Below are 23,269 nucleotides of genomic sequence, written 5' to 3' on the forward strand. Positions count from 1 at the left end.
GGGTTTGTCGACGTTCTGAATCCTGCTGTAGGAGCAGGATTTTTTTATCTTTTTATTCGTTTTATCGCAGATACACAACCTTATGTTTGCCGTTGAAATCAAGGGGGTGGGATGCCAGCTGTTTTATCCAGTATTTACCATACCGATTAATGTAAGAATAAGTATTCCAAACTCGTTCTTGGAGCACGCCATCTGGAGCAAGATCACACTGGAGATGATCGAACAGAGAAAGAGGTTCTACAAATTCCCTTTTCATCGCACGATCCATTTTATTATGAAGATAGTCCAATTCACTCTTAATCCGATTGAGGTTTACTTCCGAAAGCCTCTCCAAGGACGGATCGATGGAGAGCGCCAATTTTTTCAGTTCAGAGTGTGCCTCTTCGATCTTTGCCACCGTTTTAGAATAAACGTCTTTCGTGTTATAAGGCTTGTGGCTCTCAAACCAAGCCAGTTTACTTGCTTCGGTTCCTTCTCGAAGAACATCCTCCACCTTCAACCCGGTTTCCTTAAGCTGTTTTTCATTCTTTTCCGTCACGATCGTCATGGACAGCCTTGGCACAAGAGGGGTCATTTTAAAGCCAAAAAGATGAAAGACCTCTTTAAGCGCGGACCAGTAGGCAATCTCGCCAGATCCAGCGATAAACGCCAAGGTAGGAAACAAACTCTCCTGCATAACGGGTCTTGTAACAACATTATTGCTGAATAGCTCCGGCTTTTCTTTCGCATAGGTTAAAAGCTGTTCAGAAGTGAACGAAACTTCATCATTTTTTGTCTCGTAGTTGCCGCTTTCATCTCTGAACAATAAAAGTCTTTCCCCATTATGATAAATAAACAGGTGAGCATTGTTTTTCTGCAGCTCTACAGGAGCAGGAAACCCTTGGCGGGTTAATTGATGAATGCCTTCTGTAAAAGCGTTATCCACCTCAGAATTTCTAGCAATCATCCTTTCCAGTGTGGTTGACTGAAGCCGCTTGAACTGTGGTTCCCCCGAATCGACTAAAATCAGTCCATAATCTCCAAATAGATCGGTGATTAACTGAGCAAATGAATGAACCGCTGTTTTGGAAGAGGTAAAGACCTCTTTCACTTTAGAAAGGATTTCCTTCGTAAATTCGGTCTCACCAAATTCCCTAAATACAGACTCAGCCCACTCTGCCGCCTTACCACTATTCCATTCCATCAATGTCGCAGAGGTCTTTAATGGGCTAATCGGTGGGAGAGACCGTTTTTCAGGCCGTCCGTTCCGTTTAATGTTCACATGATTAATCTCATCATAATCATGATCTTCACCGGCAATCCAGAAGACAGGAACGACTGGAATACCAAGCTGCTGTTCCTGTATACAGGCAAATTGTATAATGCTGATGCATTTGTGGATGGTCAGCAGCGGGCCTGTAAGCAATCCCGCCTGTTGCCCTCCAATGACTGCAGCACTTATAGGGTTTCTAAGCTTATCAATGTTCGTTAAAGTTTCTTTTGAACAGGAAAATTGAAAATTATAATCAGAAAGATAATTCGCCAATTTATCGCGCTCATATTCTCTCCTCCCAATATCTAAAACACGCTGCTCCATCATATCAGCATTGAACCCATTGTAATCATAGAGGTTTTTCACTGAAGGATCAGCAGCTGAATATGATGCGGCTATTTGGTTTTTATCTTGAAGAGGGAATTCATCGATCCTCATATAAGTACGTCCTTTCTCTATGTATACAACTGCTTATAGAGTATAGCAAAGTACAGGTTCATCACCAAAACGAAATGCTCGGAGAAGCGTTCTGAAGCCTTGCTTGGCACAATAAGCCCTCTCAATGTAACTTATGCAGAAAAAGAAGCAACATTCAATGCAAGCAATTCCTCTTTACTTTTTTCTTTCTAGAGCTTTAATTCCGAAATAGACAAACCTTGTGTAAGGAACATCCTTCCCCTTGCCTTCAGCAAGCTTCAAGAGATAACCACTGATGGCCTCTATCTCCGTTTGTCTTCCTTCTTCTACATCGATCAACATGGAAGAACGGTTCTCAGCTGTGCTTCGGCAAACCCTGAGAACATGTTCCCATGCATCTGTCGTTTCGTTTATTCCTAAAATGCTGCAGGTTTCTTTAAAAAGAAGCTTTGCCAGCTCGGTCAAGAAGCTGTTCTGTTCGATGTCACCATTTTGAACACGAAACAAAGAGGTCAATGGGTTAATGACACTGTTTACGACAAGCTTTTCCTTCATAATAAATTCAAGTCGGTCTTTTCCTTCGATCTTGAAGCTTCCTGTAATCATTCTTCCCCAAAAAGCTTTGTCAATGCCGCCCCGAAAGGAGGCAATCTTAATTTTCCCCTTGCCCGTGTGCCTTACTTCATGATGGTTTTCCTTTTGTGCACCATGTTCAACAATTCCAACGAGAATATTGTTTTGCGGAAGTGAACGCAGCGGGTCTACATGACCCATGCCATTTTGAATAAAAAGGAGCGTACTGTCTCTAAAAATTGGGCTGGACTGTAAAACCGAACAGACTTCGGGCAGCCGGTGCTGTTTTACACAAATGATCGCATAATGCGGGACTTCACGGTAAGCATCCACCCTTGCAGCAGAAACCCGATGGATTTTACTATAGTCCGGCGCAGCTTGGTACTTTATACCATGTGCGTTAATGGCGTCTGCCTGTTCGGCAGTTCTCGTGCAAACAGTAACATCCTGGCCTTCCTCCGAAAAAAATGCGGCTAGGAGCAGACCGATAGAGCCTCCTCCAACGATGGCGATTTTCATTAACTTCTCCTATCTTTCGTCGAGATTATTTCTTTCATGGTATCATATTTGATCATTAAAAAACCTCCGCCAATCACAGCGGAGGTATCTGCTATACCGGATAGACCGGATGTTTTCTTTCACTGAACACCATTTCTTTTGATTCAAAGAAGACGAGCCGGTGAAAGAGCGTCTCTCTTAAAGCTGAAGGCTCTACGATGTCATCAATGATCAGTTCAGATGCCAATTTATATACGTCTATATGTTCTTTGTATTCCTGTTGTTTTTGCTGGACATAAAGGACACGTTCTTTCGGATCTTCAATTTCATTAATCTTGTTTGAATATACTGCATTCACAGCGGCTTCTGGGCCCATTACAGCAATCTGCGCGGTTGGAAGTGCGATGCAGCAGTCTGGTTCGAACGCGGGGCCTGCCATTGCATAAAGCCCGGCTCCGTAGGCTTTTCGGACAATAACAGAGAGTTTAGGTACGGTAACATCACTCATCGCTGCAATCAGCTTGGCACCGTGACGGATAATACCTGCCCGTTCTACTTTTGTGCCGATCATAAAGCCCGGAACATCCGCCAAAAAGATGACTGGGATGTTAAACGCATCACAAAGTGTGATAAATTTAGCGGCCTTATCCGCAGAATCCACAAAGAGCACACCGCCTTTGACTTTCGGCTGGTTGGCGATCAGACCGACTGGACGGCCTTTAATCCTCGCAAAGCCGGTAACGATCTCTGCAGCAAACAGTTTTTTCATTTCAAAAAAACTGTCCTCATCAACAATCCGGCTGATGAATTCATACATATCAAAAGGGACGTTCTGATTCTTCGGAACAATCTCTCCGGGATCTCTGCCTGAAACAGGCGGTTTCTCTTGTGTTATCGCGGGTTTATGTTTGTAATTAGACGGAAAGTAGGAAAGATATTTTCTCGCATAGGTGATCGCTTCATTTTCATCTGCTGCCAAAATATCACCGCAGCCGCTGACTGAACAGTGCATCCTCGCGCCGCCCATTTCTTCAAGTGTCACCTTCTCGCCGATAACTTTTTCCGCCATCCTTGGTGAACCCAAATACATGGACGCATTCTGGTCCACCATGATTACAACATCACAAAATGCAGGAATATAAGCTCCCCCTGCAGCGGAAGGGCCAAAAAGAAGACAGACTTGGGGAATCATGCCGGACATTTTCACTTGGTTATAAAATATTCTTCCTGCTCCTCTTCGATTTGGGAACATGTCAATCTGGTCAGTTATCCTTGCGCCTGCAGAATCAACGAGATAGAACATCGGAACTTTCAGCCGCTGGGCCATCTCCTGAATCCGAATGATTTTTTCGACGGTGCGCGCACCCCATGAACCTGCTTTTACCGTCGAATCGTTCGCCATCGCACATACGGTCTGGCCGTTAACCTTTCCAGTTGCCGTGATAACTCCATCAGCAGGAAGGTCGCCTGCTTGGCTGTTCGCGAACAGGCCATCTTCCTCTTGGAATTCACCTTCATCAAACAGCAGCGAGAGACGGTCTCTGGCAAACATCTTATTCTGAGCGGCGTTTTTGGCATGATACTTTTCTGCTCCGCCTGCTTTAATTTTGCTGACAAGTACGTCATAGGACGATTCTGTCTTAGTTGAATCCATCGTTATCCCTCCATATCCATTAAAGAATGAGCGCTCGTTCAGTTTATTTTCGTCATATTAGGAAAGTGTAACGAGAACGTCTCCCTCGTTTACAAAATCTCCAACTGCCACTTTAATTTCTTCGACCTTTCCTGCCGACTCGGCTTCAACCGGGATTTCCATCTTCATTGATTCAAGAATGACCACACTTTGTCCTGCTGATACCTGTTCTCCTTCTGATACAGCAATATTCCACACTGTGCCTGCCATTGATGCTATAACTTGTTTCATTTCGCATACACTCCTAGGCTTTAGTTTTTTGTTAGACGACTTTTGGGTTCTCGCTCAAGAAACCGGTTGTATAAACTCCGCTTTGAAAATCAGGGTCCTCAAGAATCTTCCTGAACAATGGGGCATTTGTTTTTATGCCGCTCACCTTAAATGCCTTGAAGAACTGAGCAGCTTTCTTCAAGCACTGTTCCCTGTTGGAATCGCTTACAATAATTTTAGCAATCATCGGATCATAGAAAGGTGAAACGGTGTTGTTTGCTTCATAACCAGCATCAATTCGAATTCCGTCCGCTTCAGGGAATACTAATTCTTCAATTTTCCCTGGCGATGGAAGAAATTTCACTGGATCCTCGGCATATAAGCGGAACTCCATGCTGTGGCCGTTCTGCTGCACTTCATTCTGCAGGAGAGGGAGCGATCGGCCTTCGGCTACATCAATCTGCCATCTAACAAGATCCAAACCTGTGGTCATTTCTGTTACCGGATGCTCGACCTGCAGACGTGTATTCATTTCTAGGAAATAAAAATTCCCTTCACCATCCACGATAAACTCGACGGTTCCCGCATTCGTATAAGAGACAGACCGGGCTGCTTTAACGGCAGCTTCCCCCATTTCTTCCCGCAGTTTTTCAGTTAAATAAGGAGATGGAGATTCTTCGATGACTTTTTGATGACGCCTCTGAATCGAACAATCTCTTTCAAACAAATGAATGATGTTCCCTTGGCTGTCACCAAATATTTGAATTTCAATATGGCGTGCAGGGCTGATAAATTTCTCGATAAACATACGGTCGCTGCCGAAGTACATCTTTGCTCTCTGCTGGCTGGAGAGGAACTGTTTTCGAAGGGTTTCTTCATCATCGCAGCGGACCATGCCGATTCCTCCGCCTCCTGCACTTGCTTTCAGCATAACGGGATAACCGATGTTACCGGCGATAACTGCCGCTTGTTCCACGTCTGCAATCGGATCTGTTGTTCCTGGGACAACAGGAACTCCTGCTTTCTCCATGGTTCTTCTCGCCTCAACTTTGTCTCCCATCGCCTCGACTACGTCTGGTGAAGGACCAATAAAGGTAATGCCCATTTCTTCTATTTTTTTAGCAAACTCCCCATTTTCGGAGAGGAATCCATAGCCTGGATGAATCGCATCAACCTTTTCAGACAGTGCAATCTCAATAATTTTGTCCTGGTTTAAATAAGATTTAATAACTGGCGGCTCTCCAAGATGATAAGCACGGCTGGCCTGCTGAACATAGGGAAGATCCTTATCTGCATCCGAATAAACCACAATCGATTCAATTCCCATTTCAGAACACGTTTTAACGATTCTCCCTGCAATTTCTCCGCGGTTAGCGATCAATAACTTCTTCATTTATATCCTCCCTTCGATGACTCTTGACTTATTCGACAAAAACTAGCATTCTCCTTTTGCAAGCGGCTACAAAACGAATATTTCTTTTTTAAAGAATTTTTTGCATAATTGGTATATACTAAAGGAAAAGATAATCAACAGTCATTTGAGGGGGAACAAAGAATGAGCACCATTGACACGTATACAGTTAAACGCTTAGTCATCAACTATAAAACATTAGAAGAATTTAAGCAGTTCAAAGAATACGGGATTCAAGAGCTGTCCATGCTTGAGGACCTTCAAGATAACATTATTGAAAATGATAGTGAGTCTCCTTTTTACGGCATCTATTTCGGAGACAAACTAGTGGCCAGAATGAGCTTATATCGGATTGAGGCAGCCTACGACCGTTATTTCAGCCCTCCGCAGGACTACTTCGAATTGTGGAAGCTTGAAGTACTCCCGCAGTTCCAAAGGAAAGGCTACGGTAAAGCACTGGTACGATTTGCACAATCTTTCAACCTTCCCATTAAAACCAATGGAAGACAACAGTCGAGCGGTTTCTGGGAAAAAATGGACTTTGAAGGCGTTACGTATAATAAAGAAAGGGACCGCGGGGAAAATCCATATGTGTACTATCCAAAGGGTGTAACAGAACAAACGCAATAAGCAAAAATAAAAAAGATGGCGATAAGCGCCATCTTTTTTATTTTTCCAGTTTTTGTAGACCATCTACTTTGAATGTGAGATGATTGCCCCCATCCTCGTCGGTCGCCACCATTTTTCTCGCACGGTCCATGATTTCGATCAGTGCCTTATAGTCTTCACAAACGAGCTGATATTCATGATTAAGCTTTTGCAGATGCGACTGAAATTGTGCATTTTGCAGCTTCAGTTCCTCTACCTGAGTTCTGAGTTTAGCCAGTTCTTGGTCTGAACGCCGCTCTTCGGTAGATTTAAAATTCTTCAAGAAGACAATGACATCATCAAGAGATAACGACTTTTCTTTCGCAACGACATATTCATCTCTTTTACCAGCATGCATTACATTGTCTTCCCTGCTTTCCTCATAGCCGCTATTCTTACCTTTACTCCGTTCTTTCCGCTGTCTCTTGGCTATGGCAATCGCTGATTCGTATCTTTTTCTGATCAAAGAATTCCATCTGAACCCGCAGGCGGCAGACGTCCTTGACAGTTTTTCACCCACTTCTTCAAAGGCTGCGAGCTGAGTGCTCCCTTCTCTGATATGGCGAAGTACAACATCCGCAAGCAATACATCTTCTTCCTGGTTCCAAGCATCCTGGCGAACAACAGTCAACCTAATCCCTCCATCGTTTATGTCGTTTTTACATAGTTATGCAATTAATAGAAAAGATAGACTTTTGTTCTATTAATAAGAGGTCTCCATCGTACGATTTCCATTTCGCCAGGATACTATACCAAGTATGAAAGGAATGGGAAAATCAATTGGTATTATTGAAAAAAGCAGCCACTGCATGGTGGTGATTTTCTGATTCCCAGAGTTTTGCGCATGTTTTTATTTCTTCATCCACCCGCTTGTTTATTTCATGAAGGGGAAGACTCCTGAGATATACCTGCTTATATGCCTTCAATACATTGACTGAATGTTCTGTGTAGCGTCTTAAATATTTAGTGCATTCCGTTTGAATATCTCCATCTTTGATCAGATACTGTAAGAATCCTTTGTCGGCCGCCTGTTTTGCCGTTAGCTTTCCGGCGCTCCAAAGCATATCCAAAGCATCCAGCTTTCGGACACGCTCCATGAGGTAAGTGCCTCCGCCCCAGCCGGTAGTAATCCCGAGAGTACCCTGCACAAAACCTACTTTTACATTTGCAGAAGCGATTCTGATATCGCAGGCAGCTGCGATTTCACACCCTCCACCCACAGCCGTTCCGTTGATCAATGCCGCAGTCGGCTTAGGAAATAAAAACAGATGCTTTAGCACTTCTCCCATCTTTGACAGCATGGTATGCGCTTGCCTTTCTGTTTTGAGCCCTGAAAACGCCCGCAGGTCGCCTCCTGCACAAAAAGCCTGTTTTCCAGCGCCCCGGATGACAAGTATTTTCACTGTTTCATTTTTACTGGCCTCTGTTATGTAATGATCCAATTGATCCATGACTTGAAAGTCTACGGCATTTCTGACTTCAGGACGGTTGATGGTGATCCATCCGGTTTCGTTTTCGATTGAATACGTTACTTTTTCCATCTTATTCCCCCTTTATGTCACCCATATAGTTCGGTTTTAATATGGGAAATCCCTTTATTGTCCAAAAAAAAACAGGAAGCGGATGTGCTTCCTGTTTCTTTTTATTTGCTAATTACTTCTTTTCCTTTGTATGAACCGCATTCACGGCATACACGGTGAGAAAGTTTGTATTCTCCACATTGTGGACATTTTACCATACCAGGCATTTCAAGCTTGTAATGAGTACGGCGCTTTGCTTGGCGGGTTTGGGAAGTTCTGCGAAAAGGTACTGCCATGTTATCCACCTCCTTAAAATGGGGTATTGGCTTTGTCTGAATCTGCATCAGATTTCCAATTTACGATTTGTCTTTGTCAAAAAACTTGGCAAGATCCGCAAGTCTAGGATCAATCTTGTTCTTGCGTTCTTCCTCTGTAACGACCTGCCATCCTTCTCCTTCAGGCGGAGCCTTTTTATCCTTGGCATCAGGCGAGGCTACCACTTTGATCGGCTTTTCAAGCAGAATATGCTCTTGTATATAAGGCATCAGATTGAGGAAATGCCCTTCAACCGTATGAAGGTTCTCTTCTTCAACCGGTACCTTATATGAGGGATCCAGAAGAAAGATTTCGGTTGTCTTTATCGAAAATGGAAAATGGACATCGGCCAGCGTATTCGAGCAAGGAAGAACCATTTCTCCCTCAATTTTCAGGTAGAATGTGGCCTTTTGCTGTGTTACATCGGCATGTCCGCTAACATGAACAGGCGGTATATCGCGAATTTCTTTATCAAGCGATTTAATTTCACTTGCATCAACATACTCATCAAATTCAAGCGGTTTTCGATAAAAGTTTTTTAATTCCTGTAGTGACCATTTCATCTATTTTCACCTCAAGGCAACAGTAATAATTATATCGGCCATAAAGAGAAATGTCAACATAATATCTTTACAGCATGTTCTTTAAAGAAACAGTAATTCGCGTTAAACTAGAAGTAACAAGAAGGCGATTCAAAAAGGAGGTTAATCCGTGAAGGCCTGCGGAATTATTGTTGAATATAATCCTTTCCATAATGGACATTCTTATCATTTGCAACAATCAAAAAAACAAACAGAAAGTGACATAATTGTTGCCGTCATGAGCGGAAACTTCCTGCAGCGTGGTGAACCCGCCATCCTTTCGAAGTGGGAACGGACAAGAACAGCCCTTATGGGAGGCGCTGACCTGGTTATTGAACTTCCTTACCTGTTCGCCGTCTCACCTGCCCCCGTTTTTGCCCAATCCAGTGTCATTTTGTTAAATGAAATGGGTGTTGACGCTATCTGTTTTGGCAGTGAATCAGGAAACATGGATTCATTCTACCACACCATTTCTGAACTGGAGAAGCAGAAGACACTGTATGATGATTCTTTTCGTTCATACATTAAACAAGGTCATTCCTATCCGAAGGCGTCTTCCCTTGCTGCTGGGGCACTTTCATTAGGTGATCAGGTATTGGATCTGTCCAAGCCTAACAACATTTTAGGCATTGAATATGTGAAATCCATTCTGAGCCACCAATTTCCAATCAGGCCCGAGACGATCAAACGGATTGGCGCTGCGTACCACGATGATCAAATCACTGCACATAAAATCGCAAGTGCTACCGCCATCCGAAAAACATTATTGGAATCTGAAAAAATAGACATCACAATGATTGATGAAGCGGTTCCTGGCTACACGCGGGATATACTAATAAAACATTTGAAGGAATCTGGCACTTTTACCACTTGGGAAAACCTGTACCCGTTGCTAAGATATAAATTGCTCTCATCAACACCAGAGCAGTTGAGAGAGCTGTATGAAACAGAAGAAGGCTTGGAGCATCGTCTCCGTTCAGTCATCACCGGGACCAATGATTTTCATGAGTTTATGTCCGCATTAAAAACAAAGCGCTATACATGGACGAGGCTTCAGAGGATGTGCCTTCATATTTTGCACAATGTGAACAAAAGAGCAGCCGCAGAATGGATCAGCCAAAAGCCTCCCTACATTCGTATCCTCGGGATGAGCGATGAAGGACAGCAATACTTGAAAACACGCAAGAATGAAGTGAACGTTCCGATTGTCTCGACCGTTTCCCAGCACAATCACCCGATGCTTGAACTCGAACAGCGTGTTTCATCGATCTATTATGCAGGATATCCGCAATCCGTTCTAACAAAAAAAATAAAGGAAGAGTACAGTACCCCTCCTTTACGTTATGACAGGAGCAGAAGCCTCTTTCAATAGGCCTCTGCTTTTTATTTTAATTTCTTCAGATAATTGAGGGCGTCATCCATTTTTTTAACGGGTACAATTTTCATATCCGTATTAATATCCTTCGCTGCTTTTTTAGCATCCTTATAATTATTGGCGCTGACTGGCGCAAAGAAAATTTCAGCTCCAGCTTTATCCGCTGCCACAATTTTCTGCTGTATGCCCCCGATCGGGCCAACTTCTTCATTAATATTTATTGTCCCTGTCCCTGCAATCCTATGGCCTTTGGTCATGTCTCCTTTTGTGAGCTGGTTCAATATTTCTAAAGAAAACATTAAACCTGCTGAGGGGCCGCCGATTTCACTTGTTTTGATGTTAATGGGCGGATCCACTTTGATCTCTACATCTGTTACAGGGTATGTAATACCGATACCGGACTTCTTTTCATTATTCTGGCTGAGCTTCTTAGGGAATTTGGCGAGGGCTACAGTCTTTGTGAACGATTTTTTCCCTCTGAGGACTTTTAATTGTACTTTGTCTCCCGCTTTTTTCCCGCCAAGGGTTTCCAAGAGTTCTTCTGTTGTTTTAACCGGTTTTCCATCCAACTCTGTAATTTCATCTCCGACTTTTAGTTTACCTTCCGCAGGCATTCCTGAAATAATTCCAGTGACATATACTCCTTTGCTGATGATCTTTACACTTTTTCCTGCTTTACGATAAGCAACAACAGTTGCAGCATGCTGGGAATCCTGCATCATTTGAAGCTGACGCTGGTTGTACTCTTCATCGGTTTCATCATCAGAACGCACTTCTTTTGCCGGAAGGAGTTCCCGGTAATCGCTTACTTTTGCATATAAATATTGCGGAATATTGGCTTTTCCAATTCGTACTGTGGTCAGCATGAAACTTCCTTTTTCTTTGTCTCCATCTTTCACGTGAATAATGGGTGCAAGTTCATTGGCGCTTCCTGGCGAAGTCACATAGTAGGGCAGTGGATAAAGTGCGATGACAAGTGCCAGCACGATAACCCCGAGAAGTGACAGCTTACTGATCCGGTTCGATCTCCGGGGATTTTGATGGTCTTTCATGATTGTTCTCCTTCCAAGTTTCAATTTTCCTTTTAATCATCCCAATTTTACTCTTTCCTGCTTCTTCACCAATCGAGATGATTTCATTTACATTTTTAAAAGCAGTCGAGCTGTATTGTTCAACCATTGGCCTGATCATAATATCAGCAGAAATTTCATGATATCGAACAATTTCTCTTTGCATGATATCAATGCTCTGGACAATAACGTCCAGAATGGAAGCCATCTCCGGCTGTGCTTTAAAATGGGAGATATCAACAGCGATCACAATATCCGCCCCCATTTCCCTTACAACAGCTGCCGGCACTCTTTCAATCACTCCTCCATCAACAAGCAGCCTGCCGTCTATTTTTTCTGGGACAAAAATGCCCGGAATGGAAATACTTGCACGAACCGCCTCTGCAATCGGACCGTTTCTGAAAACAACCTTTTCACCTTTGATCAAATCTGTGGCGACAATTGAAAGCGGGATGATCGTGTCTTCTATCTTTTTATTTTGTGTGAGCAGACGGACAAGTTCCTTAATTTTTTTCCCAGAAACAAATCCCATTTTGGGAACCGTATAATCCATATAATACTTTCTTTTAAACAAAGTTGCCATTTTTATGAGATTCTCATTGTTATGCCCCATTCCGACCATAGCTCCGACAAGGGCACCCATACTGCTTCCAGCGATCATATCAATCGGTATATCCGCTTCGCGAAGGGCTTTGATCACCCCTATGTGAGCAAACCCCCTAGCTCCTCCTGACCCAAGTGCCAAACCGATGATCGGCCTCTGCATCAAAGACTCCTCCTAACCTATTGTCCTTTTTAAGATATGGTCTAATTTACTTGTCTATACGTATAAATATATAGATGGACAAGGGACCGCTGATCGGTCTCTCTTGATGAAACGGGGGATGAAAGTGAAGTGGAATTTTTACAAGTCGATCGTACTTTCTTTAGGTGCAGTCACACTCGCTGCTGCGGTCATGATCTTTCCAAAAGCGGCTTTTGAAGCTTCACTTGATGGTTTGAAGATGTGGTGGGAGGTAGTATTCCCTTCTCTTTTACCCTTTTTTATCCTTTCTGAGATCTTGATCGGGTTTGGTGTCGTGCATTTTTTCGGAGTCCTTTTTGAACCGTTAATGCGACCTTTGTTTAAGGTGCCCGGTTCAGGTGGATTTGTCTGGGCTATGGGGTTATCCTCCGGTTTCCCGGCAGGGGCCAAACTAACCGCAAGGCTGTGGCAGCAAAAAGAAATTACTACTATTGAAGCAGAAAGACTCGTCTCTTTTACGAACTGTTCCAACCCGCTTTTTATCTTTGGTGCAGTGGCTGTCGGTTTTTTTAATCATCCGACTCTTGGTATCATCCTCGCTTTAAGCCACTATGCCGGAAATATTCTTGTTGGTCTCACGATGAGATTTCATGGAAAGAAAACGAAGAAAGGCAATGAATTGAAAGGTTTGGTCCCGAGATACGAACCATTGAGTGCGCTGCAAAAAATGCATCAAGCCAGGCTGGCTGATGGCCGGCCCATCGGGAAGCTGCTGGGTGATGCTGTTCAATCATCCACGAGTACATTGTTGATGATCGGAGGATTTATCATTTTGTTTTCTGTCATCAATAAAGTTCTGAACCTATTGGCGATTACACCGATTCTTGCACATTTTCTTGATAAAGGTTTATCGATACTTTCCATTTCGAGTTCTTTAAGTTATCCCCTCATTACCGGAATGTTTGAGATCACTATGGGAAGCAAGCTCGCGAGCGAAAGCTCCAGCATCCTTTTACAGCAAGGTGTCATCGTCAGTTTCATTCTGGCGTTCAGCGGGTTTTCTGTTCAGGCACAAGTGGCCAGTATTCTGGCGGAAACGGATATACGATTCAAGCCGTTCTTTTTTGCGAGACTTTTGCACGGACTGTATGCTTCTGTATTGGCCATGCTGTTCTTCCCTTTGTTTCTTTCCAGCAGTTCGAAATCATCGGTTTCAGTCTGGGCGCAGAACCAGTTAACTCTGTTTCCTTGGGAGAAATTTTGGCATATCTTAATCAAATACGGTTCCTGTCTTACCCTTGCTACTCTTATTCTTTCTGTTTTACTATGGGGACTTAAGCATTCTCTTAACAAAAAACACCCCCGTTTCCATTAACGGGGGTTTCTGAATTTCTGTATTAATGCATCCTGTACGCCAGGCGGAACGAGTCCTTCTACGGAAGCATGGTATTTGGCAGCCTCTTTCACGATACTGGAACTTAAGAAGGAATACTGATTATTTGTCATCATAAAAAACGTCTCAATATCTTCATCCAGCTTTTTGTTTATTGAGGCAATCTGCATTTCATATTCAAAATCCGATACGGCCCGAAGTCCGCGAAGAATGACATTCGCGCCTGCACTTTTAACATAGTCGATCAGCAGACCGCTGAAAGAATCGACACGAACATTCGGAATGTCCTTTGTCACTTCCTGAAGCAGGCTCATTCGTTCTTCTACAGAAAACAGCGGGCTCTTATTTTGATTATTGGCTACAACAACGATCACCTCGTCAAAAATCTTTGCCCCCCGGTTAATAATATCCAAATGTCCAAGTGTGACAGGGTCAAAACTTCCAGAACAAACGGCTATATTCGCCATGCTGGCCTCCTCTTGTGTGTATATTTATTCGTCTCTCTTCAAGTACAAAGAGAGCTTCGTGCTCCCATACGTCTCTTCTCTGACTCTTTTTAAACTTCCGATCGAGGAAGGAAGAATTACCCCTGGATCATGTTCTGCAACGACCTGAACCCCATCACTTAACAGTCCATATTCATCCAGCTTTTCCATGTCGTCAGCAATCCGCTGCTTTGCGTAAGGAGGATCAAGAAGAACGAGATCAAATTGAAACTCCCTTTTTTTTAATGCTTTTAATGCCCGATGGGATTCAATTCTATATACTTCAGTCTTCTCTTCATAACCGCATGCTTTAATATTGTTTTTAATCGTCTCTGCGGCTTTAGGATCACGGTCTACAAAGATCATTTTATCCATTCCCCGGCTTAGGGCCTCAATCCCGAGCCCGCCGCTTCCTCCATACAGATCCAGTCCGGCCCCGCCTGCAAAATAAGGACCGATAATATTAAAAAGCGATTCTTTAATTTTATCTGTTGTTGGACGTGTCGACTGTCCAGGAACAGCCTTTAAAGGTCTGCCCTTGCATTCTCCTGAAATTACTCTCATTTTTTCCACACCTAACATGAAGTAATAAAATGGTCTCGCAACGGTCTATGCCGTCATTTCTTCATTATCCTATCACATTTATTTTAGAATAAACAGAAACTGACAGTAATTTTGTCCGTTGAAAGTATAGAAAATCCGGCTGGGGCCATACTAAAGATAACAACATCCCTTAACTGATGTTGTTGCCAACCGCGGAGAAGACTTACTTCCCCATAAGTTCTTCCTCCGGTTTCTCCTCTCCCATCGCCTTAAAGATAGTAAAAGTGTTTTTACTTATCCTTGGGCAACCCGCAGAAGTTCTGCGGGTTTTTTTTATGGAACAGGGCTGGCTTTCACTTTTCAGCCTTAGCCTTGTGTGCTAAAGTCAAAGATAGAAAGGGGGCATCGAATCGTATGATTCAGCGTTTTATAGAGCTTGGAGAAGGCTACTCGGATATTTATGAACTCATGGAAATTGCTGAAACAAACAAAAGAAGAGTCAGTCAGCTGCTCTGTCTGAGAACAGAGATTCATGGCAATCCAAAAGCTTCATTCATTGTCGTTCTGGATCCTGCAAACGAAGGGAATTTTCAGCCGCTGTACATATGCCGTGAAGGAATTCCTGCCGATTCAAAACGTTTTAAGCTTTTTGAAGAGCTCTCACGAAAACTTGAAAAAGAGATCATCATGTTTGACGTGAAACCTTCTGGCGACTTTGAAGAGAAAGAGCTGTATTACCACTATCTGACCGGTATTTTGCGCTTAAACTATCTTATTCCGCCATTGTCATAAGTAAAGCGCATTGCTGAATCTGAGCATAAAAAAAGATGACCCAATCCTGTTTTCGGGTCATCCTACTTCATAATCCCATCTTATAATCATATTCCTTTGCTTTATCCGGAATCTTGCTCTCATATTCTGTTTTAATTTCATGTTTAAAGGATCGTTTCACTTCTTTTACGAAATGAAGAGATTCAAGTTTACTCGCAACATCTTCTATTTTAGAACCATCGCAATAAATTACCGCATATTTCATCCGTTTAGAAATGTAATGCACATTTCCATATCTTCTCAGCTGCTTAGAAAATTTCAATGAATGCAAATAAACCGCAAGCCCCATTCGGTTTCCAATCATAAAATACTCCTTTACCACCATCATTTTTTTTAGTCTAGCACGATTATGATCAGTCTGCAATTTCATCCCATTTAAGAAAGGGAGGGATTTCCTTATGGATCTGGATCACATTTGGAACAGTTTCCTCGAGGCCATACGGCAGACGCCCTTTGTCCACTCGGCCGAAAAGAAACTGATCACCGGTTTGCCCTTTCTCTATATTAGAACGGATGGCACGGCGGATCGAACAAAAATTGAGGAAGAGCTGAAGAACCGCTCGATGCAGGCCATGAAGGGCAGTAGGCTAAATGCAGAATTATCCTATGTACGGACAGATTCTGATTTATATGTATTCCGATTTCGTTTTCTTGTTCCTCAAATGAAGATGTTTTGCTGCGGCAACCTTTGTGAGGATTGTATCCGCTATCATTAATATAGAAAAAATAGAGCTCCGTGAAGAGCTCTTAACTGCAGCTGCATCCTCCGCCGCTTCCGCATCCTCCGCTGCAGCTTTTCGAATCAAAAAATGGATTGCCCGTAGGTACTTTGATATGCTCCGAAACGCTGCCGGCGATCAGAGAACTGCATTCGTTCAACAGACTTTCCAGTTCCTTCTCGGCTTTTTTGAAACCAGCGATGGTCTCATTAAAATCAAGTTCCCTTTTTAAAACCCTTACCTTTGTTGATACGGTCTTATAATCAGGATGATATTTTCCAAAACGCTGCACTTCTTCATACAATTCTTTTGCTCTATTGAATTCCATGATAAGTTTCTGTGCGTTTGCGTCTTGTTCAAGATTATATTTACACACTCGGTATTGTATGGCAGCTTCAGATTCAGCTATCATTTTTCCGAGAGAATAGGATTCATCCAGCAGTTCAATATCCAGCACTGATCCCAACATCCCTCTCACTCCCTGCAATGATTACTTATTCTTTTTGGTTTCATCCTATTATAGCTGAATTTTTTACGAGATAAAAGAAAATCAGCCAAATAACGTTGACTCCATTCGTTGAAAAAAAGTATAATACTCTCGTTTGAAAGACTTGGAGAGCGAGGATCCCAAATGAAACTTGTGACGTTTAATCCTTTTAGAACGATTGGAATACCTAATATACAATATGTGAAGCCCGATAACATGTTTAAAGAACTTGATAAAATTAAAGCAGCCGACGTTCTTCTTTTCCCCGAAAATTGGCAGGTAAATTCACTGGTCTATGGTATGAAGAAAAAAATATTTCCTAGCATTGAAAGCATTCAGCTCGGGTACAGCAAAATGGAAATGACACGCGCGCTGTGGACGGTTTGTCCAGAAAACCTTCCCTACACCGAAATCCTCGGAAATTCCAGAGAGAACAAGCGGAAAGTGCTGGAATCGTTTCCATTTCCCTTTGTTGCCAAAGAAATCCGGAATTCGATGGGAAAAGGTGTGTTTCTCATTCATAACGAGCAGGAATTTGATGAGTACGCACAAGCAAACGATGTTTTCTATGTACAGGAATATCTACCGATCGACCGTGACCTTCGAGTATGTGTGGTTGGCGATGAGATTATCGGCAGTTATTGGCGTATAGGCAGCAACGGCTTTCATAATAATGTAAGCCAAGGCGGAACCATTTCATTTGATGACATTCCTCGAGAAGCATTAGAGCTTGTCCTTCGTGTGTCTAAAGAACTAAACATTAATCATGCCGGCTTTGATATCGTTGCGGCGAACGGCCGTTTTTATATCCTGGAATTCAATGTTCTGTTTGGCAACCAGGCGTTTAACCACATCGATGTATCTCCAGAGAAAAAAATCCATGATTACCTTTTATCTTCCGGAAAGAACCGGTAAATTGGATTATTCTTTTTATACGGTGAATAGAGAAGCCTATAGCAGGCCTATAGGTCTTCCCCTTTTCCCATCATACTCAGAAAATCAATCATTAAGCCTACCGTTTTCACTTGGTTGTGAAACTTATCGATCCTCTGGCCAAATGTTCTTCCAAAGAACACATTCGCTTCATTTTCCATAACTTCCAGCAGGAGAGGATTCCTCGAAAGATCGCGATACCATCGAGGCTGTTCCCGAATAAAAAATTTGAGATCCGGCCTTGTATTTAAATAATCGATAATTTCTCTTCTCATCCGGCACACCCCTTAGTCTTTAAAAATAGAAAAATAACTTTCACCTGGTTTGGTCGGCGGACCCTGAACGGGCTTGCTGCCCTGAAATTGCTTTAGCAGCTGGTGAATGCCTTCGATTGCCCCGCTGAACTGGGCAATGTGCTGCTGAAGCTCACTGACATTGATGTCCCGAAACATGGAGAAAACATCGCCGACTGTAATCTCTTTTTTTGGCGGTTGATCAGCTGGTGCCTGTTTCTGCTTTCTTTCTTTCAGCCCCCTGAAATGATCGCTCTTTACCGCCTCCTCATCTGGAACCGACTTGAACGGATCCCAGCTTTCATGTTCTTCTCCGAGGAAATACCAGTCTTCATAAACATCCCTCCACGAACGTTTATTTGAACGGACTTCACTTATCAGCTTAGGATGTTTCTGAACAAATATTCGGAATGCCTCAACGTCTTTTTTCATCTTCTCACCCCCGGCTGTCCTTCAACGACTAGAATTCACCTACTACATGATACAGTTCCGCCTATAAAAAGGTGCGCCTATTTTTGCAGTGCTGATGGTTAAACATCATTGTTAACCTTTGCTCTTTATGTCAAAATTGAAGAGCAGCCGGGTGTTGCAACTAGAGAGAGAGAGAGAGGAAATAAAGATGGGACTTTACGATGAATTGGCTTCCTTCATAGCAGAAGCCTCAGATGAAGAAATTCATCTACTTTCAGGGATAATGAAAAGCCTAAAAAATAAAAGGGAAAATACACGTTCCTCTTACATATCGAGCCTGATGGATATGCATTTGAACATCATTGACGATCATAACCTGGAAATTACCATACCGATTACTCCATTATTAAGCAATACTTTAGGAATGGTGCATGGCGGGCTCACGGCAACTCTGATGGATACCGCTATGGGTACAGCAGCAAGCCTGACACTTCCTGAAGGTTCAGCTGCTGTTACTATGGAAATGAAAGTAAACTATACTTCACCAGGGACAGGAAAATTTCTTCGGTGCAAAGCGGAAGTACTCAGCCGCGGTAAAAAGGTTATTGTTATGGAAGCTAAAGTTTACGGAGACCAAAATCAATTAGTTGCCGTCTCGACCGGAACATTTTTTATCATTAAAAAATAAGGGAGAATCCTCTCCCTTATCCCTCATCAAGGCGTAATAAAATTCTGAGTAAAATTGCTCCTATAAACTCCTACACCCAGCCGGCTATATTCCTTATTTAAGAGCGCTTCCCGGTGACCTTGGCTATTCAGCCATCCTTCGACGGCAGCCGGGCCATCTGTATACTTTGCCGCGATGTTCTCACCAGCTTGTGTATACTTCACTTTTCCCGCATCCAGGCGGTCAGCCAAATCACCGGAAGCTGGGGACGTATGAGAAAAATAGTGGAGATCTTCCATTTCCTTGCTGTGAAGAAACGCTACGTTCGCTGCCCTGCTATCCCATTCCAAAGGTTCCAAACCATGTTGTAGGCGAATAACGTTCGTAATATCCAAAATCTGCTGTTCTTGGCCTTTTTCTATTTTTCTTTGCTTTTCCCTTGAAAATGATGGCTGCTTTTTCAAGCTTCCTCTATATACGACAGAATAAGGCCTTTGTATCAGCAACGTTTCTTTATCCAGATACCTGATACTCGAAAGCTCCTGTGTAAATTTATCAAAATACAGCTGGGCGTATATACCATGAAAAGGAATCAGCGGCCGGGTATTCATTTCTTCCTCCGAAAGTTCAAAACGGAAGAAATCATGACCCTTTTTAACGGTGACCTCACTTTTTACGGGAACGCGCTTAAGAATGGAAGTTACAGGCTGGCCAATCTTAAACGGCTTATTCGGCACTCCATCCCCTGCTGCAAAAATGGTAACCACTTTATTGTCTTTCACGCCAGCCTGCAAATACTGGTTTTCTGATCTGGAATAAACATACCAGTCATAACCATAGGACGATGGGTCGATCCGGTCAGGCGGCCCGAGCCGTTTGGTCAGATAGCTTTCGCCTTTGCCCACCAAATTAGCCACAGTCGACTTTTCAATTTTCAACGTGTGAATACTCTCCTGGGGAATATTATGCTGCTCTTGTCTTCCAGGGTCGTTATACGTATTTTGATCACAGCTGTCCAAAAAGAAAAAAGTAATCAGAATTCCTAAAAAAGTTAGAATTGCAGTTTTCTTCAAAAGTGGTTCTCCCTTCAAAACATACCTGTCATAACTGTATCTCACAAATGTGGAATTTGTCTATAAATTAAAAAAGCACCTTAATTAGGCGCTTTTTTACATAACCTTTTCTTCTGATTTACTGAAGCTGATCTCTATGTTCCGATATTTCACTTAATGCGATACCTGCTTTTGAGTCTGTTTCTTTGTGCACTGCGATGTCACCAAGCGAAACAATTCCAACTAATGTGCTGTTCTCCACAATCGGCAAGCGGCGTATCTGATCCTTGGACATAAGTTTGGAAGCTTCTTCGATGGTCATGTCGGGGCTGCCTGTCACGAGTTCACTGCTCATAACATCTGTCACTCTCGTTGATCCTTGTTTTTTTTCAGCCACCGCCCTGATTACGATATCTCTGTCCGTGATCACCCCGAGAAGTTTCTTTCCTTCACATACTGGAATGACTCCCACATCATCCTGTTTCATTTTCACTGCAATATCATAGATAGTCTCCTGAGGTGAACAAGCATCCACGTTTGTTGTCATAATGTCTCTCATTGTTTTCAAAAGTAATCCCTCCAAACAGATTTTTTATCAGGAATAGTGTTCACTTTAGCAGACATTCTATACAACCTTCATTAAAGGGGAAATATTATGACAACGATTGCATCTTGAACGCTTTCATACTATCATAGATAGGTAAAGGTTTACATGAACAGTGGGAGGTTAAGGAAATGTTATTTGAAGAAAGCGGCCTGAAGGGGCAAGTTGTCCAATTTTCAATTCTTGAACATATCATGCATAACCACGGAATTATCCGGGCAGGACAATGGGATTATGAAAGAATTACATACGATTATAAGTTCGAAGATATGACAAATGGTGATGTATACTACTTGCGTTTCCCATGCCGTGTGACAGAGGGCGAAGTTGAAACCCCTCACGCAAAGATCGAACTCTCTGATCCTTACCTTGGGAAACATTATTATCCTCATGGGGTAGAATATGATGAGGAGTTTCCTAAAAATATTACGGACCATTGCAAAAGACTGATCAATCAAGTGATTGAAGAAATTAAATAGAGCCTGCATGAACAAAAACCCTTTCCTCTCGGAAAGGGTTTACTTTTATTCATGTTTTCCGAGTGAATATCCTTCAAAAAGCCGTCCGCCATATGGCTCGAGAACATGATCCGCAAAACGTACTACATCCTCTTTATCCCTGTTTTTATAGTAGGAATCGAACACCTGAACGAATTGCAGCGCAAACTCTTCGTCAAATTCCTTTAAAGCCCTTACCATCCATTTCCCTTCTCCAATCCAGCACCCATTCACCCGAAGCACGAATTCATGAATCATTTCGGCCAATTTTGAAACGATGAAAAGATCCTCGAATGGATTGTTGGATCCATCAAGATCATCGAGGAGATTTGAGATTCCATAACGGGCAGCATCTACTTCTTTGGATTTCCAAGGTAATGGGCCTCTTTTTAACAGAGCTAAAGATTCGTTTTTAATCGCAGATGCCTGTCCATTGTCTTTCAATATAATACCTTCAGCACACATCTGAGGAAGTGAAGGCCTTGCCCTTTCTCTGTTTTCCTTAAAGAAGACCTTATAGGATTGAAAGCTGTGAACGAAAGCTTCGATTGGCCATCCGTACTCTACATATGATTTTCTAAACGAATGGTCTGCCAAAGCATCAAAAATAACAATATCCAGATCTGAGCTTTCTGTACCCTCTCCTCTGACGATGCTCCCTGCTAGAAAAGCAACCTCACCCGAAGGAAAATAATGATCAACAAATTTTTTGGCGGCTTCAATGGCATTTTGTCTTTTTGGCATCCTATCCTTCTCCTTAAAAAAAGTCATAAATAAAAGGTGTATGCTCTGGGAGCAGTGACTCAAACAATGTAATATCTTCCTCTTTTCCGTAAATCCTTCCATGAAGCAATAGATCTTTCGGTTTTTTATAATTAAAGAGAATGGCAGACAACTCCCTTATTCCAAGGGTAATTCCCCGTTTAGGCGTCACTTGGCATGACTTTTCACCCGCTTTGGCAGGAAAGAAATTTATGTTTGGCCGGCTGCCTTCTGCTGTAATGGCATAGGTTCCTCGATTCCATTCCGCAAAGGCATCTTCCACGTGAAGGAATAAGGTCCCGCCTTCAATCTGATTGAACGGATAATCCTTTAAAGCCTCAAGGACGTTTACAATTCTCCCCATAAAATAACTATGCTGCTCCTGATGAATTTTTGGATCTTCTAAATAATAGCCCAGTTCATCATCGGGAGGAGCAATGATAGTGGCCTCCTCAATCATCGAATCATGATTCCTGATAAAGTTCCAAAGCCCTTCCCAGCTTTCTCGGTCCAGTGCAACAAACTCGTCGATCACCATCACTTTGTCTTTTATGGAATAAAGGATGTAACCTTTGCCTTCATTGTTTTTTCCTCGGTATAGCGCAATTTTCAAGTCACGAAGAACATTATTGTTCCACCAGGCTTCATTCCGCTTCAACGAGCCGTTATAGCGTTCTGAGAAACGTTCGTATATCGGGTATAGGATGTGCCCATCATTGGAAGTGAGCCGTTCCACGCTCCCACTAACCTCGTGGAAGGGCGGGAATTGAGTTTTATGTATTTTGTATTTCTTGTAATCACACGTTAGTTCCCATCCAAAGCTCCTGTAAAATTTCACCGAAAACGGATGAAGCATAGATAGATAGGTTCCTGAGCTATTCATTGCCTCCAAAGAATGTCTGAGCAGTTCCCTGACCAGTCCCTTTCTTCGGTTTTCCGGCCAAGTCGCCACTCCCGCCAAGCCGCCCATTTTCACGGATTTTCCTCCGAAGTAAGCCTCGAAAGGCAGCAAGTGCAGTTTAGCCAATAGCTTTCCATTTTCGTCAAAAGTACCGTAAACTGTAGCAGGATCGAGATTGTTAAGTCTCTTTTCGATTTCTTCTTTTGATAATGTGTACCTGAATGCATATTGAGAAAGCTCAAGAGATTGCATCAGTTCTTTCTTTTCAAGATTTCTTATCACTGGTTTTCCTCCTTATTCTCTCTAGTTAAACATTCGACATAATCGGTTTCAACTCTTTTTTTTCCACAAAAAAAGTTAACCGGCTTGCGGTTAACTTCATG

At 42.7% G+C, this 23,269-nt stretch carries 29 protein-coding genes; 8 read left to right on the forward strand and 21 right to left on the reverse strand.

Translation table 11 applies throughout. From position 1 onward, the window contains the following. Window positions 1-61 precede the first annotated feature (61 nt). The 5 genes from bshC to ABHN01_RS00025 form a co-directional block, all read right to left on the reverse strand. Window positions 62-1,690 carry a bacillithiol biosynthesis cysteine-adding enzyme BshC gene (bshC, locus tag ABHN01_RS00005; protein ID WP_429873839.1) on the reverse strand — a complete coding sequence of 543 codons (1,629 nt, stop codon included), beginning with the start codon at window positions 1,688-1,690 and terminating at the stop codon, window positions 62-64. Window positions 1,691-1,864: 174 nt separating this feature from the next. After that, window positions 1,865-2,761 (reverse strand): 2-dehydropantoate 2-reductase, encoded by an 897-nt coding sequence (locus ABHN01_RS00010; protein ID WP_429873840.1) that lies wholly within the window; start codon window positions 2,759-2,761, stop codon window positions 1,865-1,867. Between the two features lie 91 nt (window positions 2,762-2,852). Beyond that, the gene (locus ABHN01_RS00015; protein ID WP_429873841.1) at window positions 2,853-4,394 is read right to left on the reverse strand and encodes an acyl-CoA carboxylase subunit beta; all 1,542 of its coding nucleotides are present in this window, start codon (window positions 4,392-4,394) and stop codon (window positions 2,853-2,855) included. Between the two features lie 57 nt (window positions 4,395-4,451). Next, a complete protein-coding gene (locus tag ABHN01_RS00020; protein ID WP_290399661.1) occupies window positions 4,452-4,664 on the reverse strand; it encodes an acetyl-CoA carboxylase biotin carboxyl carrier protein subunit in 213 nt (70 codons plus the stop codon). Between the two features lie 31 nt (window positions 4,665-4,695). After that, the gene (locus ABHN01_RS00025) at window positions 4,696-6,036 is read right to left on the reverse strand and encodes an acetyl-CoA carboxylase biotin carboxylase subunit (protein WP_429873842.1); all 1,341 of its coding nucleotides are present in this window, start codon (window positions 6,034-6,036) and stop codon (window positions 4,696-4,698) included. A gap of 162 nt (window positions 6,037-6,198) precedes the next feature. Here ABHN01_RS00025 and ABHN01_RS00030 point away from each other — a divergent pair, with 162 nt between their 5' ends. Then, the gene (locus ABHN01_RS00030; RefSeq protein WP_429873843.1) at window positions 6,199-6,684 is read left to right on the forward strand and encodes an N-acetyltransferase; all 486 of its coding nucleotides are present in this window, start codon (window positions 6,199-6,201) and stop codon (window positions 6,682-6,684) included. Between the two features lie 37 nt (window positions 6,685-6,721). Here the strand turns inward: ABHN01_RS00030 and ABHN01_RS00035 are convergent, their stop codons facing one another. From ABHN01_RS00035 to ABHN01_RS00050, 4 genes are all read right to left on the reverse strand, one after another. Next, window positions 6,722-7,333 (reverse strand): RsfA family transcriptional regulator, encoded by a 612-nt coding sequence (locus ABHN01_RS00035; RefSeq protein WP_429873844.1) that lies wholly within the window; start codon window positions 7,331-7,333, stop codon window positions 6,722-6,724. Between the two features lie 145 nt (window positions 7,334-7,478). Next, window positions 7,479-8,243, reverse strand: coding sequence for an enoyl-CoA hydratase/isomerase family protein (locus ABHN01_RS00040; RefSeq protein ID WP_429873845.1), 765 nt, complete (start codon window positions 8,241-8,243; stop codon window positions 7,479-7,481). 101 nt (window positions 8,244-8,344) lie between these two features. Further along, the gene (rpmF, locus tag ABHN01_RS00045) at window positions 8,345-8,518 is read right to left on the reverse strand and encodes a 50S ribosomal protein L32 (RefSeq protein WP_007202619.1); all 174 of its coding nucleotides are present in this window, start codon (window positions 8,516-8,518) and stop codon (window positions 8,345-8,347) included. Between the two features lie 60 nt (window positions 8,519-8,578). Continuing rightward, window positions 8,579-9,100 (reverse strand): YceD family protein, encoded by a 522-nt coding sequence (locus tag ABHN01_RS00050; protein ID WP_429873846.1) that lies wholly within the window; start codon window positions 9,098-9,100, stop codon window positions 8,579-8,581. A gap of 148 nt (window positions 9,101-9,248) precedes the next feature. Here ABHN01_RS00050 and ABHN01_RS00055 point away from each other — a divergent pair, with 148 nt between their 5' ends. Then, entirely contained in the window at window positions 9,249-10,490 is a 1,242-nt protein-coding gene (locus tag ABHN01_RS00055) for a nucleotidyltransferase (protein ID WP_429873847.1), read from the forward strand. Window positions 10,491-10,501: 11 nt separating this feature from the next. Here ABHN01_RS00055 and ABHN01_RS00060 read toward each other — a convergent pair whose 3' ends face one another. Further along, a complete protein-coding gene (locus ABHN01_RS00060) occupies window positions 10,502-11,545 on the reverse strand; it encodes a SepM family pheromone-processing serine protease (RefSeq protein WP_429873848.1) in 1,044 nt (347 codons plus the stop codon). Further along, a complete protein-coding gene (locus ABHN01_RS00065) occupies window positions 11,502-12,329 on the reverse strand; it encodes a patatin-like phospholipase family protein (RefSeq protein ID WP_429873849.1) in 828 nt (275 codons plus the stop codon). Before ABHN01_RS00065 ends, ABHN01_RS00060 begins: the two co-directional genes overlap by 44 nt. A 118-nt stretch (window positions 12,330-12,447) precedes the next feature. On the opposite strand from ABHN01_RS00065, the gene ylbJ reads away from it, so the two are divergent. After that, window positions 12,448-13,683 carry a sporulation integral membrane protein YlbJ gene (ylbJ, locus tag ABHN01_RS00070; RefSeq protein ID WP_429873850.1) on the forward strand — a complete coding sequence of 412 codons (1,236 nt, stop codon included), beginning with the start codon at window positions 12,448-12,450 and terminating at the stop codon, window positions 13,681-13,683. Here ylbJ and coaD read toward each other — a convergent pair. Together coaD and rsmD are read right to left on the reverse strand one after the other, a co-directional pair. Next, window positions 13,680-14,168: a pantetheine-phosphate adenylyltransferase gene (coaD, locus tag ABHN01_RS00075; protein WP_290399671.1), complete on the reverse strand. Its 489-nt coding sequence runs from the start codon at window positions 14,166-14,168 to the stop codon at window positions 13,680-13,682. The two genes, ylbJ and coaD, sit on opposite strands and share 4 nt — an antisense overlap. A 24-nt stretch (window positions 14,169-14,192) precedes the next feature. Further along, entirely contained in the window at window positions 14,193-14,750 is a 558-nt protein-coding gene (rsmD, locus tag ABHN01_RS00080; protein ID WP_429873851.1) for a 16S rRNA (guanine(966)-N(2))-methyltransferase RsmD, read from the reverse strand. A 393-nt stretch (window positions 14,751-15,143) separates the two neighbouring features. Between rsmD and ABHN01_RS00085 the strand changes: the two genes are divergently transcribed. Further along, entirely contained in the window at window positions 15,144-15,521 is a 378-nt protein-coding gene (locus ABHN01_RS00085) for a DUF7147 family protein (protein ID WP_429873852.1), read from the forward strand. A gap of 67 nt (window positions 15,522-15,588) precedes the next feature. Here ABHN01_RS00085 and ABHN01_RS00090 read toward each other — a convergent pair whose 3' ends face one another. Next, the gene (locus ABHN01_RS00090; protein ID WP_290399674.1) at window positions 15,589-15,864 is read right to left on the reverse strand and encodes a YlbG family protein; all 276 of its coding nucleotides are present in this window, start codon (window positions 15,862-15,864) and stop codon (window positions 15,589-15,591) included. Window positions 15,865-15,958: 94 nt separating this feature from the next. On the opposite strand from ABHN01_RS00090, the gene ABHN01_RS00095 reads away from it, so the two are divergent. Beyond that, complete coding sequence (locus ABHN01_RS00095) at window positions 15,959-16,276, forward strand: hypothetical protein (RefSeq protein WP_290399675.1); 318 nt, start codon at window positions 15,959-15,961, stop codon at window positions 16,274-16,276. Between the two features lie 31 nt (window positions 16,277-16,307). On the opposite strand, the gene ABHN01_RS00100 is transcribed toward ABHN01_RS00095, so the two are convergent. Then, window positions 16,308-16,748 carry a YlbF family regulator gene (locus tag ABHN01_RS00100; RefSeq protein WP_429873853.1) on the reverse strand — a complete coding sequence of 147 codons (441 nt, stop codon included), beginning with the start codon at window positions 16,746-16,748 and terminating at the stop codon, window positions 16,308-16,310. A gap of 162 nt (window positions 16,749-16,910) precedes the next feature. On the opposite strand from ABHN01_RS00100, the gene ABHN01_RS00105 reads away from it, so the two are divergent. Continuing rightward, window positions 16,911-17,681: an ATP-grasp domain-containing protein gene (locus tag ABHN01_RS00105; RefSeq protein WP_429873854.1), complete on the forward strand. Its 771-nt coding sequence runs from the start codon at window positions 16,911-16,913 to the stop codon at window positions 17,679-17,681. A 47-nt stretch (window positions 17,682-17,728) separates the two neighbouring features. Here the strand turns inward: ABHN01_RS00105 and ABHN01_RS00110 are convergent, their stop codons facing one another. Then, window positions 17,729-17,974, reverse strand: a complete 246-nt coding sequence (locus ABHN01_RS00110; RefSeq protein ID WP_290399678.1) for a YlbE-like family protein — start codon at window positions 17,972-17,974, stop codon at window positions 17,729-17,731. 12 nt (window positions 17,975-17,986) lie between these two features. Beyond that, on the reverse strand, window positions 17,987-18,424 hold the full coding sequence (gene ylbD / locus ABHN01_RS00115; protein WP_429873855.1) for a spore coat protein YlbD: 438 nt from the start codon (window positions 18,422-18,424) through the stop codon (window positions 17,987-17,989). Between the two features lie 187 nt (window positions 18,425-18,611). On the opposite strand from ylbD, the gene ABHN01_RS00120 reads away from it, so the two are divergent. Next, on the forward strand, window positions 18,612-19,091 hold the full coding sequence (locus tag ABHN01_RS00120) for a PaaI family thioesterase (RefSeq protein WP_429873856.1): 480 nt from the start codon (window positions 18,612-18,614) through the stop codon (window positions 19,089-19,091). Between the two features lie 26 nt (window positions 19,092-19,117). Here ABHN01_RS00120 and ABHN01_RS00125 read toward each other — a convergent pair whose 3' ends face one another. Beyond that, window positions 19,118-20,143 (reverse strand): CAP domain-containing protein, encoded by a 1,026-nt coding sequence (locus ABHN01_RS00125; protein WP_429873857.1) that lies wholly within the window; start codon window positions 20,141-20,143, stop codon window positions 19,118-19,120. Window positions 20,144-20,261: 118 nt separating this feature from the next. After that, window positions 20,262-20,681 (reverse strand): CBS domain-containing protein, encoded by a 420-nt coding sequence (locus tag ABHN01_RS00130; protein WP_354005836.1) that lies wholly within the window; start codon window positions 20,679-20,681, stop codon window positions 20,262-20,264. Between the two features lie 176 nt (window positions 20,682-20,857). Between ABHN01_RS00130 and ABHN01_RS00135 the strand changes: the two genes are divergently transcribed. Then, a complete protein-coding gene (locus ABHN01_RS00135) occupies window positions 20,858-21,205 on the forward strand; it encodes a YugN family protein (protein ID WP_290399683.1) in 348 nt (115 codons plus the stop codon). Window positions 21,206-21,250: 45 nt separating this feature from the next. Here the strand turns inward: ABHN01_RS00135 and ABHN01_RS00140 are convergent, their stop codons facing one another. Together ABHN01_RS00140 and ABHN01_RS00145 are read right to left on the reverse strand one after the other, a co-directional pair. Next, on the reverse strand, window positions 21,251-21,967 hold the full coding sequence (locus tag ABHN01_RS00140; protein WP_429873858.1) for a nucleotidyltransferase domain-containing protein: 717 nt from the start codon (window positions 21,965-21,967) through the stop codon (window positions 21,251-21,253). A gap of 13 nt (window positions 21,968-21,980) precedes the next feature. Beyond that, on the reverse strand, window positions 21,981-23,168 hold the full coding sequence (locus ABHN01_RS00145) for a GNAT family N-acetyltransferase (RefSeq protein WP_429873859.1): 1,188 nt from the start codon (window positions 23,166-23,168) through the stop codon (window positions 21,981-21,983). Window positions 23,169-23,269: the final 101 nt, after the last annotated feature.

The sequence above is a fragment of the Fictibacillus sp. NRS-1165 genome, assembly GCF_050468105.1.
Classification (GTDB): Bacteria; Bacillota; Bacilli; order Bacillales; family Fictibacillaceae; genus Fictibacillus_C; species Fictibacillus_C terrinigri.

What these genes read in the sequence shown, in the direction of transcription:
- bshC (WP_429873839.1), bottom strand. Translation starts at nt 1,690, where the DNA reads ATGAGGATCGATGAATTCCCTCTTCAAGATAAAAACCAAATAGCCGCA.
- ABHN01_RS00010 (WP_429873840.1), bottom strand. Translation starts at nt 2,761, where the DNA reads ATGAAAATCGCCATCGTTGGAGGAGGCTCTATCGGTCTGCTCCTAGCC.
- ABHN01_RS00015 (WP_429873841.1), bottom strand. Translation starts at nt 4,394, where the DNA reads ATGGATTCAACTAAGACAGAATCGTCCTATGACGTACTTGTCAGCAAA.
- ABHN01_RS00020 (WP_290399661.1), bottom strand. Translation starts at nt 4,664, where the DNA reads ATGAAACAAGTTATAGCATCAATGGCAGGCACAGTGTGGAATATTGCT.
- ABHN01_RS00025 (WP_429873842.1), bottom strand. Translation starts at nt 6,036, where the DNA reads ATGAAGAAGTTATTGATCGCTAACCGCGGAGAAATTGCAGGGAGAATC.
- ABHN01_RS00030 (WP_429873843.1), top strand. Translation starts at nt 6,199, where the DNA reads ATGAGCACCATTGACACGTATACAGTTAAACGCTTAGTCATCAACTAT.
- ABHN01_RS00040 (WP_429873845.1), bottom strand. Translation starts at nt 8,243, where the DNA reads ATGGAAAAAGTAACGTATTCAATCGAAAACGAAACCGGATGGATCACC.
- rpmF (WP_007202619.1), bottom strand. Translation starts at nt 8,518, where the DNA reads ATGGCAGTACCTTTTCGCAGAACTTCCCAAACCCGCCAAGCAAAGCGC.
- ABHN01_RS00050 (WP_429873846.1), bottom strand. Translation starts at nt 9,100, where the DNA reads ATGAAATGGTCACTACAGGAATTAAAAAACTTTTATCGAAAACCGCTT.
- ABHN01_RS00060 (WP_429873848.1), bottom strand. Translation starts at nt 11,545, where the DNA reads ATGAAAGACCATCAAAATCCCCGGAGATCGAACCGGATCAGTAAGCTG.
- ABHN01_RS00065 (WP_429873849.1), bottom strand. Translation starts at nt 12,329, where the DNA reads ATGCAGAGGCCGATCATCGGTTTGGCACTTGGGTCAGGAGGAGCTAGG.
- ylbJ (WP_429873850.1), top strand. Translation starts at nt 12,448, where the DNA reads ATGAAAGTGAAGTGGAATTTTTACAAGTCGATCGTACTTTCTTTAGGT.
- coaD (WP_290399671.1), bottom strand. Translation starts at nt 14,168, where the DNA reads ATGGCGAATATAGCCGTTTGTTCTGGAAGTTTTGACCCTGTCACACTT.
- rsmD (WP_429873851.1), bottom strand. Translation starts at nt 14,750, where the DNA reads ATGAGAGTAATTTCAGGAGAATGCAAGGGCAGACCTTTAAAGGCTGTT.
- ABHN01_RS00085 (WP_429873852.1), top strand. Translation starts at nt 15,144, where the DNA reads ATGATTCAGCGTTTTATAGAGCTTGGAGAAGGCTACTCGGATATTTAT.
- ABHN01_RS00090 (WP_290399674.1), bottom strand. Translation starts at nt 15,864, where the DNA reads ATGATTGGAAACCGAATGGGGCTTGCGGTTTATTTGCATTCATTGAAA.
- ABHN01_RS00095 (WP_290399675.1), top strand. Translation starts at nt 15,959, where the DNA reads ATGGATCTGGATCACATTTGGAACAGTTTCCTCGAGGCCATACGGCAG.
- ABHN01_RS00100 (WP_429873853.1), bottom strand. Translation starts at nt 16,748, where the DNA reads ATGTTGGGATCAGTGCTGGATATTGAACTGCTGGATGAATCCTATTCT.
- ABHN01_RS00105 (WP_429873854.1), top strand. Translation starts at nt 16,911, where the DNA reads ATGAAACTTGTGACGTTTAATCCTTTTAGAACGATTGGAATACCTAAT.
- ABHN01_RS00110 (WP_290399678.1), bottom strand. Translation starts at nt 17,974, where the DNA reads ATGAGAAGAGAAATTATCGATTATTTAAATACAAGGCCGGATCTCAAA.
- ylbD (WP_429873855.1), bottom strand. Translation starts at nt 18,424, where the DNA reads ATGAAAAAAGACGTTGAGGCATTCCGAATATTTGTTCAGAAACATCCT.
- ABHN01_RS00120 (WP_429873856.1), top strand. Translation starts at nt 18,612, where the DNA reads ATGGGACTTTACGATGAATTGGCTTCCTTCATAGCAGAAGCCTCAGAT.
- ABHN01_RS00130 (WP_354005836.1), bottom strand. Translation starts at nt 20,681, where the DNA reads ATGAGAGACATTATGACAACAAACGTGGATGCTTGTTCACCTCAGGAG.
- ABHN01_RS00135 (WP_290399683.1), top strand. Translation starts at nt 20,858, where the DNA reads ATGTTATTTGAAGAAAGCGGCCTGAAGGGGCAAGTTGTCCAATTTTCA.
- ABHN01_RS00140 (WP_429873858.1), bottom strand. Translation starts at nt 21,967, where the DNA reads ATGCCAAAAAGACAAAATGCCATTGAAGCCGCCAAAAAATTTGTTGAT.